This is a genomic window from Lactococcus sp. AK05 (genome assembly GCF_041026685.1).
Lineage (GTDB): Bacteria > Bacillota > Bacilli > Lactobacillales > Streptococcaceae > Lactococcus > Lactococcus lactis.
In genome coordinates this window covers 1-18,352 of sequence record NZ_JBFTEI010000003.1, presented here as the reverse complement: position 1 = coordinate 18,352, position 18,352 = coordinate 1, and the positions used below count along the sequence as shown (strand labels likewise).

Sequence of the window (18,352 nt, the reverse complement as noted above, 5' to 3'; positions counted from 1 at the left end):
CACCCCCTATTTTTCATCAATCACAAATGGATTGTTAAGTTTTTGATTGGTATCATTATTATCCCAAGGATAGTTTGGTTTACGTTTAAAACTACTATGACTGACTTTTTCCTTTTCAAATCTTTCAGCCATTCTACCTGCTGATTGTTTCATTGCTCTTTCATCTAACTTTTCTTTAGCTAAAGCTTTTTGCTTATTTTTAGCTAATTCTGATAGATTCGGTTTTTCTTGATCAGGAACAGCTTCACGCAATCTACGCTCAATTGCTCTCGCTTGAAGTTGTGTTTTGTTTTTATCATAAAGAGCTTGAATTGAAGCATTCTTTTCTTTATTTTTTTGTTCCACTTTTTGAGCAAGATTTGGGTTAGTTGCATTTTTTCGTTGTTGATACTGTTTGCGATAGTCAGCTACTTTTCGTTTTAACAGATTAGGATTTTCAAATTTCTGTTTGCGTTTTTCCAAACGTTGTTTGATTTTTTCTTCTTTAGCCTGTAGTTTTTGACCTTTTTTAGTATCAGGATTTGCTTTATCTGTTTTATTCATAGTACGGTCTGCTTTTTTATTCAAGCCACCATGCCACAAACTACCAGTTCCACCTGTAAATCTTTGTTTAGCTATTTCTTTCGCCTTACCAGTTGCCATTTGACCAGCAGTTAAACCTGCGACCAGTCCTGCTGAAGAACCTGCCAAAAGTGGAGCTTTAATCATATTTGAGCCTTTTCTACGAACATTTGAAAGTAAGCCATCCATACGACCTGCAAAACCACTATTACTGAGATGTCCTGCTTTGAAAATATCTAAAATTTTTTGACGTTTCTTAAATAGGATAATATATACAATGAATTTTATAAGGGTGATAAAGAAATAATCACTCCCAATCATTGACGTTACTGTAGAAGAAACAATACTATCTAAAACACTAATTAAAGCTGTACCAATAACGACTACATTAGAAACAATAAGCGCCCCACCTGTTGCTTTTGTCCATCTTAAAATTACTACGTCAAAGACAGGAAATAAGGAAAGAATCCCCACAAATGGTAGTAAAAGTAAGAGAATTAAGAAAAACATTCTCATTACAAAAGCCATTATCGCAAAAGCTAGGTAAATAAAACCGACTAATATCGCATTGAAAATACTTGCTAGAGCAGTTAATACTTTTTCACCCATTTTTTTCGAGGTCAAATGTGAATCTTTTAAATCAGATTGAATCGATTTTATCTTGTCATTATCATCCCCTGAAGTTAAGAGATTGACAATATTATTTTCAGAGATATTAGATGAACCATCCGCATTTATTTTCACATTGTCAAAATTAAGGTAAAGAAAGGGAACTTCAACCATTGTCGTTTTTAAATCATTAGAATTTTTCGCAGAAACACCTGCTACCTTAACCGTTGACATCAAAGTAGTTGTAACATCATTTAAAGCAGTATTAACTTGTTCAGTTAACTTTTGACCACCATTAATAAATAGACCTACCAGTATCATCACAAGCGCCAATTTTCTGACCCCTTCAAAAAAGCGACGTTTAAACCAGTAAAATAAAAGACTACTAATAACAGCTATCGCAATAATTGGATAAAGTTGAGGGTTGGAAAATTGATTATAAATATTTTGAACCGTCACGAACAATTGGGCTGTCCATTGAGTGATTAATGAATCACTATTTAACTTTTCATTAACCGCATTTACAAAACGATAAATTGTTTTTGTAACGAAAAATTGAGAACGAATGAAAAAGGTTTGCATTCCTGCATTCATTGAACCTGTCAGAAATTTTCCATCATCAAAATACATATAAGAGGTATAATTATCTAAATTTGCTCTTGCTTTTTTTCTTTCTGCTTCAGTCATGACTTTACTTGGAGAATCATCTGAACCATAATCATTTAAATCATCACCAATTGGCGGTTTTATTATGCCATCATTAATTGATGAATTAGAAGATGAATTATCCTTTGAGTTATCTTTTGAATCATTTTTAGAACTATTCTTATCACCTGAAACTGAAAAATTAGGAGTAGAGGGCGGAGTAAAGCCTGTATCCGCAAAAGTATGCAGGGCTGAAGGCATAAAAAATGCTAATAGCCCTACAAATAACAACATTTTCTTTTTCACTATGCCACCGCCTTTGCTGATTCCATTTCACTAAACGTTGTTTTAAAGCATTCATTCAATGCTGAATTTTGACCATGAATTACAACACGACCAATCCGACCGAAAGGGTCTTTAGCAAGGGCTTGACCTTTAGTTTGATTTTCATACCAAGTTATCACATCTTCGTCATCATCAGGTAAACCAAATGCTTGAAGAACTGCCTTTGTATTTCCAGTTTCTTTAAAAGCAAAAATTGTTCCAAAAGCTGTATCATCTTCATCAGACGAACCATCTTTTACACTTTGAGTAATCAAAGCCAAGAAATTATTTTCCGAACGTCCAACACGTTTCATCCGCATTAAAATACCTTTTCCAATATCCGTTGTATTAAAGAACCAACCTTCATCAAGGAAAATAACCGTTTCTTGGTCTCGATTTCTTGCACCAAAGAATCGACAAAAATCACCTAACGCATACATGATAATATCTGACATTTTATTTTGAGCTGTTTTTACTTCACCAGATTTAGCTAGATTAAGTCCTGTAACTCCTAAAACGGTGATGTGGTCGTCCATACTAACTGACGGATTTTTACCTTCTGAAAAGACAAGTTCTAGCATTGTACCTGATATTTTTGAAAGGATATTTTCCGAACGGTCTTTAATAAGTTCTTCTTTTGATTTTGCCATTTCTTTAAAAACATTAAGCAATCCAACAGTTTCACCTTTTGCTCTTCTTTCAATGACTTGTTGTAAATGATAGTTAAATGAGTTTTCAAATCTATCATCTTCAGTCAATTTTGTACCAATCAGCCCTTCAGTAACTTGTGTAGAAAGTTCTTTTGCTTGTTCACTTTCCAAAAATACAATAGGGTCTAATGCCCCAATATTCTTTTTATCTTTTGTATTTAGACTGACAAAATGAATATGATTAATATAATCAATCAAAGGCTTATGATAAGCAAACTCTAGATTTCTAATTCTTCGTTCCAAAATTTCATCATCTTCAATAAGAGCGACTAAATCCGCTATTTTTTCTTCCATTTCTGGCAAATAAGATTCTAATTTATCCCTCACATATAAAAACTGTGATTTCATCTCATCTTTAGGGTCAATATAAAGGCTCAACCCTTTTAAGATGGAATGATAAACAAATGCAAGTTTTGCGAAGAAAGATTTACCTGAACCTGTATCACCAAAAATACCCACATGAGGACTATCTCCTAATTTCCCTTCAATATCTTCTTTATTGGCTTGAAACATATTCCAGAAAAACGGAGTAGATGAACTTGCAATTGCCTTTTCATAGTTTCCTGCCCAATTTAAAGTGGTATGGTCAACACGTCCAAAGTAAAATCCAATATCTGAACCCACTTTTTGACTGACAAAAAACAAGTTTTCAACAAAAGCAGACACTTTCATATTTTGAACCCAATATCTGTCTGAACGTGTCAATTCTTCAGTTGAACGCATTTTATAAAAAAGATAAGGCTGATCCCATTGACTAGGAACAATTTTAACTCCTAAACCTTCCATGGCAGTCATTAACATCTTCTTATAATAATTAATTTCTTCAGGAGTTGAACCAGTAATCGCAAAAACAGGTAAGAAGTCTAGGAAATATTCCCCATTATCTACCCCAGAAATAATATCTTCAAGAATCATATACGCACCAACAGATGAAGATTTTGTCACATTTCCTTTTTCATCTGCTTCTGAAAGTTCCGTACCAATTCTATCTCGATTTCTCTCTGCGGTAGCTTCCATTCCTAAAGCCCCTTTATTTTTTCTAAATCGAGCCTTGATACGAAATTCAACTGGAAATGGTAAAGTTTGCAAGTGTTCGATAAGATGAATATTATTAACCACTTCTGGATAATCAGCCAATGGTAAGAATTTTAATAGGCTACTTCCTTGTGGATGATGAATTTCTAATAGTCCATCGGAGCGAACATCTATCGTTGTATCATCCATATTTTCAATGGCATTTTTAACATCAGCTAACACTTCATCTTTATTGACTTCAATACCACGTATATAATTAAGTGAATTATAAAGGAGCGTTTCTTCTCTCTTCAAAGGGCGAGCCTGAAGTAAATTTAAATTCATTTCTAAATCTGAAGCCGTTTGTTTATAGGATTCATTCCAATTAAGATTGAATTCTAATTCTCTACGAATCAAATTTACAACAGATTTTCCGAAACGTTGCCAGCCTTCTTTCATCATTTTTCTTAAATCACCTGAAAATGAGAAATCACTCAAAGGAACAGTTAAAAAGAATTTATAATGATGTAAGTTTCCTAATTCATTCATTAATTCTGAATAAGACTGCTCTAATAGATACTCTCCAAATTCACGAGTTCTAGGGTCGCAATCTTTTAATAATACTTCATATGATTTCAGTAAATCTTTTGAAAGTGGCTTCACTAAAATTTCAAAGCCTAAATTTTCGTATAAACTGGTAATGACTGCTTGTGTCGCTTGTTTGTGTGCCTCTTTTCCTTTATTATCCATCATTGAGATAATAGACGCAGGCACTTCAAACATTGCAAATACTGTGCCATCATCTTTTAAAACTAAATTATCATGCACCGATAATACGTGATTTTCCCATATTGCTTTTTTCTTCATTTTTCTTCTAATTCCTCTTTTCCTTTTCTTAATGGATGAATCCATCCCTTATATATGCTCTTACCTGCAAATCCAAAGTTAAATAAAAAGACAATCATATCTTTAAAATAAGCAGGTGGTGTCTTATCGTCAGGACGAATTTCAGAGATAAATAATGCACTTTTATAGCAAATTATCCCTAGCACCATTAATCGAAAACCAACAGGAAAAACAGTAAATTTTGAAAATAAAAGTTTCCACAAAGCAAAACCAATCAATCCAAAGTAAATAAAAAAGGACAACCGCCAAGCCTTACCTAGCGACCATCCTTCAAAAAGTTTTTGGATTCTTAATGGTTGAGAAAGTGAACTTTTATTAGAATATTTCAGTCCTTTTTTATTTTCTTTTGACAATCTTAACTCCTTTTTATTTAGCACCAATCATTTCAAATAGTTTTTGACCAACTGGTTGTAAAACCGTTTGAGGGTCTAGTGTGAGAACAAACAAAACCGCTGCAACAACAATCATCATTATCATTTTACCTGTTGCCTTCTTTTGCCATTCTTTACCTGCAAAATAAATCCCTCCTGCAAAAATGACATATTTTGCATTTTCTTGAAAAAAGTTCCAAAAGCCTGTCAATCCAATCGCACCATAAGTAACGCTGATATGATTAATTAGTATCTCTTTCAATTTGATTTCTCCTATTCTTTCTTACCTTCAGGTAAAGTGTGTTTAAAGTCAGTCGCAAAATATGACTGCTTTTGTTTTTCAATTGTAAATTGATAATTTTCTACGTGTGTTCCGAGTGAATTTTTCATTGTAACTTGAACAACTGCATGATATTTATCTCCCCCTTTTGATTCATAAGTGGCTTGGTCTAAGGATTTAAACTCTTGCCCCTTATTAAGCGAAAGTCCTTTTGAAATTAGTTTCAATGTATCACCATCAGTTGTATAAGCAGTAAACAATGATTTTGTGAACTTGTCTAAATCTTTTTTGACTGAAGCACTATTGTTATCAGTACCTGACCATGTTTTAGTAGGTACTTGATTTTCAGTTGCCTGTAAATCAGGAACACTTGAAAAATAAGGCTCATCTGAAATATAGTAAGCTGAACCTACTTTTTGGTAAGGAATCGTAAATAAAGTTGTTTCATCATGATATTTCACCACATTTTGTTTTGTTGTATCTTTCCCCTTTTTGACTTCTTTTGTTGTGACTTCACCTGCACTATAAGTCACTTTATAAGTCGCTTCATTGTCAGTCAAACTCATCATGACCGCACCCTCAAATTTTGAAGGTGTACGTTGAATTCCTTGACTAATCACTGGTAGATTTTGAACAAAGTAAGAATTAATATCTTTAACTGCTTGTTCTTGGTCTTTTTCATCTTCAGGGAATGTGAAATAAGTTTGCACAAATCCGTCAAGATAATTTTTCGCTTGTAAATCAAGTCCATTACCTGAAGCTTTTTGCGTAGCACTCACTTCTTGATAAATGATTTTCTGTGTTGGTTTGTATCCACTTGCCATCAAACCAAACAAGACCACGTTTGACAATATTAAGAAACCGACCCCACCCACAACCAAAGCCCCTACCTGTTTAGCTGAAATCCTTTTAAGTTTAGGCGGTGTTTCATTGGGCAACTTCCTTAACATTTTCGGCTTATTCTTTTCAGGCTTTCTACCTGCAAGGAGAGAAAACTTCGATTCTTTTTTTTTAGGAACATCAATTGTTTCCACTTCAGATTCTTCTTCGCCAATAACTTCTTGAGTATCTGATTTTTTATAGAAATTTTCTAGTTTTAATACTTCAGCGTCACTCAAAGATTTTGATGTTGATTTAGCTGAAATTCCAAATTCTTGAGCCTTAGAGAGTAACTCTTTTCGCTCAACCCCTAACTTGTCAGCTAATTCATAAATTTTAATTTTGCTCATATTCCTCACTTTCTTTTTCAACAGCTTTAAAAGATACATCACTTCTTAACCATTTTTCAGCCACTTCTTCAGCTTTCCTCTTAGTATCAAAAGTAGTAGCAAATTTTAAGTGTTTAGTCGCTCCACCATTGGCACAAAGATAGCTACCACGCATTTTTACAACGTACATTTTCACCTCTTTTTTCAATTTAAAATAATATCTCACCAAAATAATTTGGCGGAGTTCTTGATTTATATTTTGTTTTTTTCATTTTTGGAGCTATACTATAAAAGTAGACACAAATGAGTGTGTTATAATCTGTCTAGGAAGACACAAAAACGAAAGCAAAAACACTATTATAATTTTTAATAAAGAATCATCTTTTTTCATTTCTAACCCTTTCTAATTTCCCAGTTAGGTTTTTGAATATTAGATTTTGGTAAAAATCTAGGAGCAATCGCAATTGACAGCGGAGTTGAGATAGGATTGTATTTCTCACACAGCCACATTACTTTGTTTTCATTAATTCCAGACCAAAATTGATTTGTACCGTCAGGAAAAAGAATTTGTATATCATACAAATCTTTATATGGTGCTTTGTGAAGTGAAAAATCAATCTGTGGTTGTGCTTTGCTCATATTTGTTACTGTCATATTTTTATTTCTCACTCATGGTGAGTATCCTTTCTCTTGCCTTACCATGAGTGAGGCTTTTAACATTGTTACTTTTCAGATAAGGAAAGGCAAACCCTACCCTTATTTCAAAGATTTACGTGGACTATTTATTTAGCGCTACTACGTGCTTGCGCTTGCGCTTCTTCCAGTTTTCCTTTTAATTCATTAAATGATTTCTTTGTGAAATTGTATGATGATGAAGCCTTGACAAGATTTCTAATCAAGTCATTTGTACGGTTCGCAATAACTTCGACTGTATCATCTGAAATAGAAGTATCATTTTCTACAATACGGAGCGCTTTCCCTTTTCCTTTGAGCTTTTGAGCAGCATCTTGAAAGGCATTTTCTGCATTGATAACAGCTTCAATTTCATTTAAATCAGTTGTAATTTCGTTAAGTTCTGTTTTTAAAGTTGGCATATTTTATCTCTTTTCTTTTTTTATTTCCCACCACAAAATTTGCCTTTCCTTATCCGAAAAATAACTTTGTTTTTATTTATGAAAAATCATAAAGTGACTTGTGCTAAATCATTATCAATTAAAAAATAAATTGCCATTTTATAGCCTTCAGGCAAATCCGCAATTTTTTTATCTTGATAGAGTGAATAATATTTTTTACGTGTCATTGAATCAGGCGGAAACATCAAGCCTATTTCATTAAGCAATCCCAACGCTTCAGTTTCATTTGGAATATAAAAAAAGAGCTGGTCATAAACTCCCTGCTCAAATTTTTTCAAATTAAATTCATATCCACTCATTTTATACTGGAGCATTCGGACGTTGTTTGGAACTCTTAACATTCTTTTTTGAAAATGTTCTACATTAGGTCTAATCACCCCTCTCTCCTCCTTTAACTAATTATCAATCAAATATATCCGCAAGTATTGCAATAACAACCACAAATACAATAATAGCTACGATAACTTTAATTACTATTTCATCAACTGGAAAACCTGTCAATTTGAATAAGCTATCCATTTGCACCCCTTATCATTCTAAATTCCTTCAAGAACTTTTCTTGTCTTTCTGTGAGTTCTGCTTCATTAAAAATTTCTTCCAAACGACTTTCACCTGTCAGTTCTTCAGCTTTTTTTAACAATAGATAAGTTGATACAGGCCCACCACGTTCAAACCATGTATATTTTCGGTTCAAATCAGGCACTTCAGGACAAACAGTAAAATGATAAGCATCCATTCTACCCATCATATCGTACCATTCACTATCTAAGTTTCCTTCCTTATCATAAAATGTCAGATTATCATTAATAATTTTGACCCCTTCATCGGCTAAATCAAAATCTTCCTCGATATATCTTTTTATAAAGTCGGTTGATATTTCTTTTCGCATGGAAATTTCATAACGATTTCGCAAACCATACATTTCACGTATCGCTTCAACCGAAGTCATTTCTTGACTTGCTCTCTCAAAATCTTTTTCGTAGAACCGAAAAAATAAATGAGTTTGTTTAGATCCAAAATAAACAGTTAGACCGTCATTAATCATTCCTTCTTTTGTCCTTCTTCCACCAAGAACCGCAGAATAGTTTTGTTTGCGACCATTCCACCGACCCTCACGGGCAGAAGTTAAAAGTTTGAACAAATCAAAATTTCCTTCTTGCGGATTATATTGTTCATCAAGTGCTAAATCAAAACGTGTGATTTTTACAAAATCATCATTATCTGGTGCTTTTTTATTGGCATAGAGAAAACAATCGTTAAAAAAATCGTACCAAGTACGCTGTTTTTGATGATATTTAAACTCATATTCCATTTCACGGCACGCTTGACCACTCATTTCAATTAGCACACCTGCTTTTATATCTTTATCGTGATAATAAACGTTAATGTGACCGTAACTAATATAGAAAGGGTATTGATAACGGTTATACTCATTGAGCTGAAAATTCTCAACGTTTAAACCTAAAATCTTAGAAACTACTTCACGAACATTTAGAGTCTGAAAACGAATATTTGTATAGTCATTTGTACCCACAAAGACCGTCGAACTCTCTCTTTTTTTGAAAAAAGAATTTCTGATTTTTTCTTCAAATTGTTTAGAGAGTGGACGGTCGCCATTTTCCATTTTTCGATAATAGACTAAAGATATACCAAGTAAGTCAGCCATGAATTGTTGAGTAACATTTGCGCTAGAGCGTATATCGTTTAATTCAATCGTTCGTTCCTCACTTTCTAAACATAAATCACAGGTGATACAACCTAGAGCCTTGATATAACTAGGATAGTTAGACTTGTATCACTTGTACCCCCCCTCATTAGCATTTGGGGGGGCAAGTCCAAGCTGACGGCAAGCCGTCAGCCGTGCAATCACACGCTCACTCCTTACGCTACGCTCGGAGCTATGCTTACGTTCTTGCACTTTTTCAAAAAAAGCATCACGTTTTAAACGCAATAGCCTTAAAACAAAACCCAATATTTTCCCTCCAATTCTTTCAAGAATAAACCGCTGTCGCGCACTACCGTTTGCGAGGGCAATTCGACCGTGGAAAATGACTTGCCTACGGCAAGTTGTCTAAAGACAAACAGAAACAAGTTCCTATCATTTACTCACCGCCGATTCCGTGGTGTTTATTTTTTTCTAACTAAGCAACTTCTTTGTTAAAAGTCACAAATTCTTTTTCAAACTCTGCTTCATCAGCCAGGACAGTATCAATGGCTTCATTCAAAGTACATTCTTCTGTTTCTTTGGTTAAGAAAACAGTTTGTAAAGCAATAAAATCATCTTCATTGTAAGGTGATTTTTCACTTATAGAATATCCACCACTTGTTAAACGCTCTATTGCTGTTTTTACAGTTTTTGAAGGTTGACTTAACTTGCGAGATAAAGAGGTAATCGTATAAGATTTTTCTTCCAAAACCCCACTTTCTGCTCGTTCCTGTTCAACGTTAGAAATTGGTGAAGCTTCAAGCTGAACTTCAGTAGTATCAGCTAAAACTGGTAATTTTGAAAGCTCTTCATGAAAATCATATCCTTTATCAAATGGCACAGACGGACTATAAAATTCACGTGCAAGTTCACCATTATTAGCAACATAACCACGACCAATTTTACCCTTGATATATTTGAAAACTTTTTTCTCATTTTCATCTCCAAATACCATACGATAGCCTGAACCAGTCAAACGACCAACCGCCAACCGCTTCATAAAGTTATCACGCAAGGCTGATTTGAGATACTCAGCATCTGGACGTTGCATGGCAAGAATTAAGAAAACCCCTGACTGACGTCCCTTTAGAACGATTTGAGTTAAAATTTGAATTACTTCATCAAATTCTCTAAAATCTAAACTAGAAATAAAAGCAGCCCATTCATCAAAAAGAACAAATTCAGGTGTCAAACCGTAATCAGAATATCGTTTTCCTGCCTTATAGTCAGGGTGATTTGTCATATAATCATAGCGTTCGTCCATAAATTGCATTTTTGAGCGTAAACACTCAATCATAGACTCTTTATCAAAGAACACACGATTTTCAAATACTGGAACATCTCTCATTCCCACAAAGTCAGAACGTTTAGGGTCACATATATCCACATGACCTACTTTTGCAAGGGCTGATAAAATCGACATCAAAAGAACTGTTTTTCCGCCCCCAGTACCTCCTGCAATAAGCAGATGTGGATCAGCTTCATAATTCCAGTAAACCCCATTCATTAACTTTAAACCTAGCTTTTTATCGACTATGACATCATTAACTGGAATACGATTGCGTTCTCCGTCAATTGCAAAAACATACTCAACAAATGCCTTTTTAGAAAGAATTTTACTTTCATTAATAAAATTTTTTTCTTGATAATCAGCAAAAAAAGTTGTTTCTAAACCGTCAGCCAAATCAAGAAATTTTTCTTGATGAACCCCACCGTCAATCGGAAAATAAGTATGAAGTTCATACGTGTTAGGTTGCTTCAGATAAATAGGTGCTAGCTTTAACTTTTCATGACTTCCTTTTTCATCTTTAACCGTTTCTTTTTCAACTAAATTATGCTTCACAACATAGTTCAGTAACAATCTTTTATAATTGTTTTTTGAAAAGAAAAGAAACTTGTGATAAAGCAAAATCAATAAACCAAAAGCCACCGAAAATGCAATGAGCAAAATACCTACAGCATAAATTGCTATCACTTTTGGTGGCAAGGTTTCAAATTTTTTATAAAAGAGCCCTACAGGACTAGCGACAAGTAAACCAGTAATCAATACAAAAAATTCACGGTCATACTTATCTCTAAGTTTTAAACGAGAGCCTTTATTTATTGTACGTTTTGCCATTTATCATTTCTTCGGTTCATTGTTTTTAGCTTCAGGCTTTGGAGATTGTTCAGGTTTTGAATTAGATTTACCTACTTTTTCAATCCCTTCAGCATTCCATTTTTCACCTGAAAAGTAATTGGTTCTGAACTGACCGTTTCCAGTAGATACGAGTTCTTTATCAGACCAAAAATTAATTGAGCGATTCGTCAATTTAATTTCATCTTCATATTCAAGCCCTGAAAAATCAGCTTCAGCAGGCATTTTTACAACAATTTGCTTGTCTTGTGCATCAGAATAAATGTTGACCTCATAATAATCAACTTTATCCGTTGGATAACGTTTAATTTCACCAGTTTCTTCGTTTGGTTCTCCGTCCTCGAAGACCATTACTGGTTCAGCATGCAAGAATAAAACTTTACCTAATGCTTTGTCAAAATCACCGATTTCTTCAGTCAACTTGTTTTCTTTTTCAAAAACTTTACTTAATTTTAACGACATTTAATTTCCCCCTATAATTACGCTAATTTGAGCGCTTCAGCATAAACAACATATTCTTGTGAATATTTGCCTTTTGGTGTGCGATTACGAACATAAGCAACCGTGACATCTGTCAAAACAACTTCTTGACGACGAGTAGGTTTAGCCCCTTTACCATTTGGTACACGTAATTCAAAACCTTGCGGTTGTAACGGACTTGTAGCTCGATATTTCGTATAACCTGATTCAGTAGATGTTTTTGCGACTGGTTCAATGGTCTTATCGACAGTAACTTTTGAACCTAAGAGTTTCGTTGCATTAATTGGAATTTTAATCATATTTCCACCTTTCTTTATTAGTTTAATGACATCTCGGTCAATTTATGCGAACGTAGGGACTTGAACCCCATTCAACCGTACTAATTCGTTCGCTTAAAGAAAAAATCACTCTCATTTAAGAAAGTAATTTTTTTAAATAAATAAAATATTTTATGCAGGCTCAACACCATATCTTATACTATGTTCAAATACTAAATTAATAACTTCAGCTGAATTTACCGTGGCATCTACATAGCTTTGAGCTTCACCTAAAGTATTGAAAGTTTGAGAATATCTTCTCACTCCGTCAACTGATACCCAACCAACATATCGTGTTTGTGGCTGATTATTATTGTTATTGCCACCATTTGACCCATTATTATTTGTATTCGAGCCATTACCGCCTGTATTTGTGTTTGTATTAGAATTACTTTGTCCGCTATTACCTTGACCTTGATTACTTGACCCTGAATTAGTATTGTTTTGAGAAGTATTTGAACCACCTTGAGAATAGTTATTTTGACTTCCTCCACCGTAGGAATTAGAACCACTAGCAACATCATTATTTACTGTACTTTGTGAATCAGTACCTGCATTAACATTAGCATTATTATTAGTTGCATTTCCAGTTGAAGCTGATTGTTCTTTATTAGTATTGGTTGCCTTCGCTTTTGAATCACTCTCACTCTTAGCTTGTTGTGCCTTTGTAGCATCATCTGTTTGTTTTTTAGAAGTCGCAAGTTGTTTATTCAAACTGTCTTTCAAACCTTTTGAATAAGAGCTAGTGAGCTTATTTACAGATTGTTGAGCTGTTTTAAATTTATCTTGATTCATAGCGTCTTTTTGATAGTTACTAACGGCTGTCTTTGCTTCATTTTCTAACTTCACACGATTTTTAATACCAACTACTTGATTATCAAACGCTTTTTTTACTTCAGCATTTTTTACTTTAAGAATTGAATCTTCAGCTAGTTTAATGTTTTTGTCGGTAGGAGTTTTTTCAGCAATATCAAGTAATTTCTTACTGTCTGCTTCATTAATTTTTTCAAGTTTTCTTGCTTTTTCGGCTCTAGCCTTACAAAGTTTAATTTTTTTATTTTTTAAAGCTTCGATTTTTCTTTCTTTTGCTTGATGATTTGCATGATTAACTATTCCAGTAGTAACACCACCGATTAAAACAATCGCAACTGCTCCACCAATAATTTGCTGTTTTTTAGTCCAATTCAAAGTGTTTAAATTCTTATTCATAAATACATTCCTATCTTTACTCTAATTTAAGTTTATTATATCACAAACCAAATGTTTTATTAAAGTTGATTAACATTGTTTCTTTGTTTTATAATTAACGTAACATATATATTACTACATATAATTTTTTCGATATTCTACTAAGCCAGCTTTGGCTTTCAATTCTTCAATAGTTTCATCACATTCAATATTTTCTAACACATTCAATATTTTCTAACATATCTAGCAAATATTCCTCACCATTTCTAAGGTGACTAATTCCTAACATGTATAGAGGAGAAACTTTGAAGAAGTTAGCAAATCTCACAATAGTTTCATTGTCAGGTGTTCTACTTCCATTTTCCCAACGATTATAAGTTGATTCATTAATATCTAAACTCTCTCTCACTTGTTTTCGTGTTAAATTATTGCTGTGTCTTAAATGAATCAATCGTTCAGAAAAACTCTCCATAATAACTCCATTCTTTTTTCATTAAGGGAACAACTGGAATTGAACCAGCACCATTACTTATAAAAGTAATTACTCTAGCCTATTAAGTTATATTCCCATAAAAAAATCTATCTTAGTTATAAATCAAATTTCCTACGGACAGTATCAACAAATCCCTAAGCGAATTAAATTTATTAAGATAGATTTTTACTAAAACCATTATTTTTCTAAAATAAAAAAACTGCCATTTTTGACATTTTAAACGATTAGTTTTTTGTCATTTCGGACAACTATTTAAACTTTATATTTTCAAATTTTATTTGTTTAATATCAAGAGAGTATATCCCTGTCTCTCATTGACAGACTACTCCCCTTAAACGGTATATTCAGAATGTCTCACGACAATACGACCTTTCGGTTATCGGGGTGCATTCATCGGCTCTCTCCCCTATCTAGTTATACGGAAACTAGAAACCTATTCAATTGAGTAAAGTTTATTTTAAAGCTTAGTGCTTGCATTGACTTATCTCCTTTAAAAATGTTAAAATTAATAATGTCTAACGTTATTAATTTAACATTTTAGTGGGAGTTGCCTCAGCGCGCTTCCGCTTCTTTTTTGTTGTAGTTTTTAACTTATTGGTTAACTACAATTATATTTTAACGTATCCGTTAAAATTTGTCAAGCATTTAATCAAAAAATTTTAATTTTTTTGGAGGAAATAAAAATGTTCTATGAAAAGCTTCAAGAATTAGCCAAAAGTACAGGTAAATCATTTAATCAAATAGAAAATGATTTAAACTATTCAAAAAACACACTCTACCATTATAGAAAAACAAATCCTACACAAGATAGACTTTTAGAACTGGCAGATTACTTTAATGTCAGCGTTGATTATCTTTTAGGACGTACGGAAAGTCGTAAAGAAGATTTAACTGAACAAGAAAACGACCTTGTACGTGCTTTTCGTATTGAATCAGAAGATATGACTGAAGAAGAGCAAGCTCAATTTAATAAATCTCTTAAAGATATGATGAAGATTGCTAAAGACTTATTAAATGATGATTCAAACTGGAAAAAATAATCTATATCCTTATGAAAAAGTTTGAATACAGAGTTGTTAGTCCTAATGCTTATGGAAAATGCCTTGATATGGCAAATAGTCTCCTTGATAAAATTTCAAAATACACTCAAAAATCTATTTCTAAAATTTCACCTTCAGACATAATAGATTATTTTGAAAATAACTTTAATATTCTTTTTGTTTTTTTTGAATCAGAACCAACTTCAACAATCAAATATAATGATATTGTCTTAAATTTCAAATATCAAACTCTCAATAAAGATTTGGTTAATAGAATTTCTGGTGCTACCATTCCTAAAAATAATAGAAATGTTATCATGCTTAATCAAACTATGCCTAAACCTAGAGTTTTTTTTACAATTTTACATGAACTTTCTCATTTATATTTTCATGATATGAGTAATAACAAACAAATTTTCGCTTCAAAATTTTCAGGAGTATATCCTGATGAATTAATGCCATTTGAAGATGAAGCCAATATTATCGCTTCACTTTTGTTTTGTTCAACTCCAAAATTAGAAATGCTTTTAACTAGAAATTATTCTTTTGACAAAATTAAAAGTATAACTGGTATGAGCATTAAAGGACTGCATAGCAGACTTTTAAATTATTTAAATCATATCTTAGGATTGAGTAATTCTGAATCAATAAAGCTTGTGTTGAAGCTCAGAGATAACGATTATAAAACGGCTATTCAAATTAAATATCTTATCAATAATAAAAATAATCAACTTAGAAAACACAAGACTTCATTAATAAAAATAAGCCGTGGATTTGTTATCAATCAAAACGCTTGTGTTTCCTTTTTAAAGAATTTATCCATGAATCAATTAATCAATGAACTAGAATACGCCCATTCAACTAAAAACTTTATCTTAGAACAATTAGTAATGAATGAATATTATCAAAAACAACAATAATTCTTATTTGAACTTATAAAAAAGCTACTAGACTTCAATAGTTTAGTAGTTTTTTATTTTTATTTGATATTGTAAAAAAATTTTATACTTTAGAACTTGACATAATAATTAAAACGATATATACTTAGTTACATAACCAACTAACCAGTTAACGAAAGGAGAAATATGAACTTTAATTTTGATAGTGATATTGCTTTGTATCAACAAGTAGCCGAAGAAATTTCTGAAGGAATATTTAATGGTTCTTACGCAGAAGGAACTCAAATTCCTTCTACTACTGAGATTTCAAAAAATTATAAAATCAATCCCGCAACGATATTAAAAGGTATGAATCAATTAGTAGAAGAAAAACTAATCGAAAAGAAAAGAGGATTAGGAATGTTTGTTACAATTGGCGCACAACAAAAAGTTTTAAATCAAAGAAAGGATAATTTTATCAATAAAGAACTACTTAAAGTCCTTGATGAAGCAAAAAAATTAAATATTAGTCAAGAACAACTAATAGAATTAGTAGAAAGAGGGTATGAAAAATGAGTTTAAATATTGAAAATCTTTATAAGACATATGGTAAAAAAAATGTCTTAAGTGATATTTCTGTTAACTTTCAAGCAGAAAAAATTTATGGGCTATTGGGAAATAATGGTGCGGGTAAAAGTACCTTATTGAATATTATTAATAATAGAATTTTTGATACCAAAGGTAAAATAACTCTTGATGGGCGGCTTGTCACTGAAAATGAAAAATCACTAAATAATATCCATCTAATGAGTGAGGATGATCTTTACCCATCAAAACTAAAAATCAAGTCTTTATTTCATTTAATGGAGGGTTTTTATGGTGATTTTGATTGGAAACTTGCTAATGAAATGTTATCAGAGTTTGAGCTGGAACCTACTAAAAGAATGAGTAAGCTTTCAACAGGTTATAGAAGTATAGCTAAACTCATCATTGCATTATGTGTTCCCTGTGAGTATATTTTCCTAGACGAGCCAGTTCTTGGTCTAGATGCTAATCATCGTGAATTGTTTTATAACTATTTAATAGAAACATACCAAGAGAACCCACGAACCTTTATTATTTCAACACACTTAATTGAAGAGATATCAAATCTACTTGAGAAAGTAATCATTTTAGATAAAGGAAAAATTATCGAAGACGATAGTGTCGAAAATATATTAGAAAATACCTATATAGTCACGGGATCTATTGAAGAGGTGGAAACTTTCACAGACCAACTACAAATCTTAGAAAAAAGAACTCTGGGAGGATCTCTTACTGCTTTTGTAAAAGGTGAGTTACCTCAGAACAAATTAGGTAACATAAAAGTAGAATCTATGAGTTTACAAGATTACTTTATGAAAATTGCAAGTAAAAAGAAAGGAAATTAGTATGAAATTTCAAGTAGCAACTCGATATATCCTCATTCACCAATTAATCTCTTTAGGTATTTTCTTTATCTGGTGGATTTTATTTGGAATCCTCTTTCCAGTTTTTGGACTATACGTTTCTGGAAGTAACGATCCAGTTTCATCTGATGTGCTCATACCGATAGTATTTTTCTCAATTATTATTTCTTTCCTAAGTATGAACTCAGATTTCAAATTTTTTATTCAATGTGGTCTTAAACGTTTTTCAATTTTTATCGTTAATTTATCTGCGATAGCTATTTCTTCACTTTTAAGCTCTATCATTGCATTATTACTATCAAAACTCTCAATCGATAAATTTAATCTAACAATTTTCTTAATCTCTAAAGATGCCTACCATTCAGATAACTTTTTACTCTCTCTTCTCTTAGTGTTCATCCTACTATTTTTCTTTTCATCATTAGGACTAGTACTAGGAACTTTTAATGATATTTTTTCTGGATTTAAAAAAATTATTATTTTACTTTTGGTAATGAGTATTCCTATTGTACTTTCAATTCTTATACAACTTGGAAATTCAGCAATGAAAAATAAGTGGTTCAACTTTCTAAAATCAATCATTGGTTACTCAAGGGAAAAAGGATTCTCTCCCCTTCCATTTATTACTACACTATTTATTGGTTCCATTGTTTTACTATTCCTATTCTACTTCATGAACCGTTCTCATGAAGTTCGGCGTAAAGGCGTATAATCAATCCATTAAAATATATAAGAGAACTACTAAACAAGATAAGTTTAGTAGTTCTCTTGTTCTTTTTTGATTTCATCCCAAGCCCAATTTCTTTTTTTCATAATAGCGTCTGAATTTGCTTCAGTTGCAACGTCAGAGTGATATTTTTTTGAGAGGAATTTATATTGATTCTTTATCTCAGAAAAAGTTGAAA

Annotated in this window: 20 protein-coding genes; 5 read left to right on the top strand and 15 right to left on the bottom strand. The window is 32.3% G+C overall.

The window, feature by feature from the left end; genetic code table 11:
- Positions 1–6: 6 nt before the first annotated feature.
- From AB6B24_RS07255 to AB6B24_RS07185, 15 genes are all read right to left on the bottom strand, one after another.
- Positions 7–2,121, bottom strand: a complete 2,115-nt coding sequence (locus tag AB6B24_RS07255; RefSeq protein ID WP_334202359.1) for a metal-dependent phosphohydrolase — start codon at positions 2,119–2,121, stop codon at positions 7–9.
- Positions 2,121–4,730: an ATP-binding protein gene (locus tag AB6B24_RS07250; protein ID WP_369164408.1), complete on the bottom strand. Its 2,610-nt coding sequence runs from the start codon at positions 4,728–4,730 to the stop codon at positions 2,121–2,123. The genes AB6B24_RS07255 and AB6B24_RS07250 overlap by 1 nt, the downstream gene beginning before the upstream one ends.
- Positions 4,727–5,122, bottom strand: a complete 396-nt coding sequence (locus AB6B24_RS07245; RefSeq protein WP_128267683.1) for a TcpE family conjugal transfer membrane protein — start codon at positions 5,120–5,122, stop codon at positions 4,727–4,729. Before AB6B24_RS07245 ends, AB6B24_RS07250 begins: the two co-directional genes overlap by 4 nt.
- Positions 5,123–5,135: 13 nt before the next feature.
- A complete protein-coding gene (locus AB6B24_RS07240) occupies positions 5,136–5,402 on the bottom strand; it encodes a TcpD family membrane protein (RefSeq protein WP_032398603.1) in 267 nt (88 codons plus the stop codon).
- An 11-nt stretch (positions 5,403–5,413) separates the two neighbouring features.
- Positions 5,414–6,649, bottom strand: a complete 1,236-nt coding sequence (locus AB6B24_RS07235; RefSeq protein ID WP_311875583.1) for a translation initiation factor IF-2 N-terminal domain-containing protein — start codon at positions 6,647–6,649, stop codon at positions 5,414–5,416.
- Entirely contained in the window at positions 6,636–6,818 is a 183-nt protein-coding gene (locus tag AB6B24_RS07230; protein WP_311807024.1) for a hypothetical protein, read from the bottom strand. The genes AB6B24_RS07235 and AB6B24_RS07230 overlap by 14 nt, the downstream gene beginning before the upstream one ends.
- Before the next feature lie 203 nt (positions 6,819–7,021).
- A complete protein-coding gene (locus AB6B24_RS07225) occupies positions 7,022–7,282 on the bottom strand; it encodes a hypothetical protein (protein WP_003131790.1) in 261 nt (86 codons plus the stop codon).
- A 128-nt stretch (positions 7,283–7,410) separates the two neighbouring features.
- Positions 7,411–7,722: a hypothetical protein gene (locus AB6B24_RS07220; protein ID WP_369164406.1), complete on the bottom strand. Its 312-nt coding sequence runs from the start codon at positions 7,720–7,722 to the stop codon at positions 7,411–7,413.
- Between the two features lie 86 nt (positions 7,723–7,808).
- Positions 7,809–8,138, bottom strand: coding sequence for a hypothetical protein (locus AB6B24_RS07215; protein ID WP_014570442.1), 330 nt, complete (start codon positions 8,136–8,138; stop codon positions 7,809–7,811).
- 134 nt (positions 8,139–8,272) lie between these two features.
- Positions 8,273–9,427, bottom strand: coding sequence for a replication initiation factor domain-containing protein (locus tag AB6B24_RS07210; protein ID WP_369164404.1), 1,155 nt, complete (start codon positions 9,425–9,427; stop codon positions 8,273–8,275).
- 475 nt (positions 9,428–9,902) lie between these two features.
- Positions 9,903–11,585, bottom strand: coding sequence for an FtsK/SpoIIIE domain-containing protein (locus tag AB6B24_RS07205; RefSeq protein ID WP_369164402.1), 1,683 nt, complete (start codon positions 11,583–11,585; stop codon positions 9,903–9,905).
- Positions 11,586–11,588: 3 nt separating this feature from the next.
- Entirely contained in the window at positions 11,589–12,065 is a 477-nt protein-coding gene (locus tag AB6B24_RS07200) for a DUF961 family protein (protein ID WP_251906260.1), read from the bottom strand.
- 17 nt (positions 12,066–12,082) lie between these two features.
- Complete coding sequence (locus tag AB6B24_RS07195; protein ID WP_014570437.1) at positions 12,083–12,382, bottom strand: hypothetical protein; 300 nt, start codon at positions 12,380–12,382, stop codon at positions 12,083–12,085.
- A gap of 150 nt (positions 12,383–12,532) precedes the next feature.
- Positions 12,533–13,609 carry a hypothetical protein gene (locus tag AB6B24_RS07190; protein WP_369164400.1) on the bottom strand — a complete coding sequence of 359 codons (1,077 nt, stop codon included), beginning with the start codon at positions 13,607–13,609 and terminating at the stop codon, positions 12,533–12,535.
- 184 nt (positions 13,610–13,793) lie between these two features.
- Complete coding sequence (locus AB6B24_RS07185) at positions 13,794–14,060, bottom strand: helix-turn-helix domain-containing protein (protein ID WP_369164399.1); 267 nt, start codon at positions 14,058–14,060, stop codon at positions 13,794–13,796.
- A 704-nt stretch (positions 14,061–14,764) separates the two neighbouring features.
- Between AB6B24_RS07185 and AB6B24_RS07180 the strand changes: the two genes are divergently transcribed.
- From AB6B24_RS07180 to AB6B24_RS07160, 5 genes are all read left to right on the top strand, one after another.
- Positions 14,765–15,121, top strand: a complete 357-nt coding sequence (locus AB6B24_RS07180) for a helix-turn-helix domain-containing protein (protein ID WP_128267675.1) — start codon at positions 14,765–14,767, stop codon at positions 15,119–15,121.
- A gap of 68 nt (positions 15,122–15,189) precedes the next feature.
- Positions 15,190–16,041 (top strand): ImmA/IrrE family metallo-endopeptidase, encoded by an 852-nt coding sequence (locus tag AB6B24_RS07175; RefSeq protein WP_369164397.1) that lies wholly within the window; start codon positions 15,190–15,192, stop codon positions 16,039–16,041.
- Between the two features lie 165 nt (positions 16,042–16,206).
- The gene (locus tag AB6B24_RS07170) at positions 16,207–16,575 is read left to right on the top strand and encodes a GntR family transcriptional regulator (RefSeq protein ID WP_047207077.1); all 369 of its coding nucleotides are present in this window, start codon (positions 16,207–16,209) and stop codon (positions 16,573–16,575) included.
- Entirely contained in the window at positions 16,572–17,429 is an 858-nt protein-coding gene (locus AB6B24_RS07165) for an ATP-binding cassette domain-containing protein (protein ID WP_369164395.1), read from the top strand. The genes AB6B24_RS07170 and AB6B24_RS07165 overlap by 4 nt, the downstream gene beginning before the upstream one ends.
- Before the next feature lies 1 nt (position 17,430).
- Positions 17,431–18,159, top strand: coding sequence for an ABC transporter permease (locus AB6B24_RS07160; RefSeq protein ID WP_237579350.1), 729 nt, complete (start codon positions 17,431–17,433; stop codon positions 18,157–18,159).
- Positions 18,160–18,352: the final 193 nt, after the last annotated feature.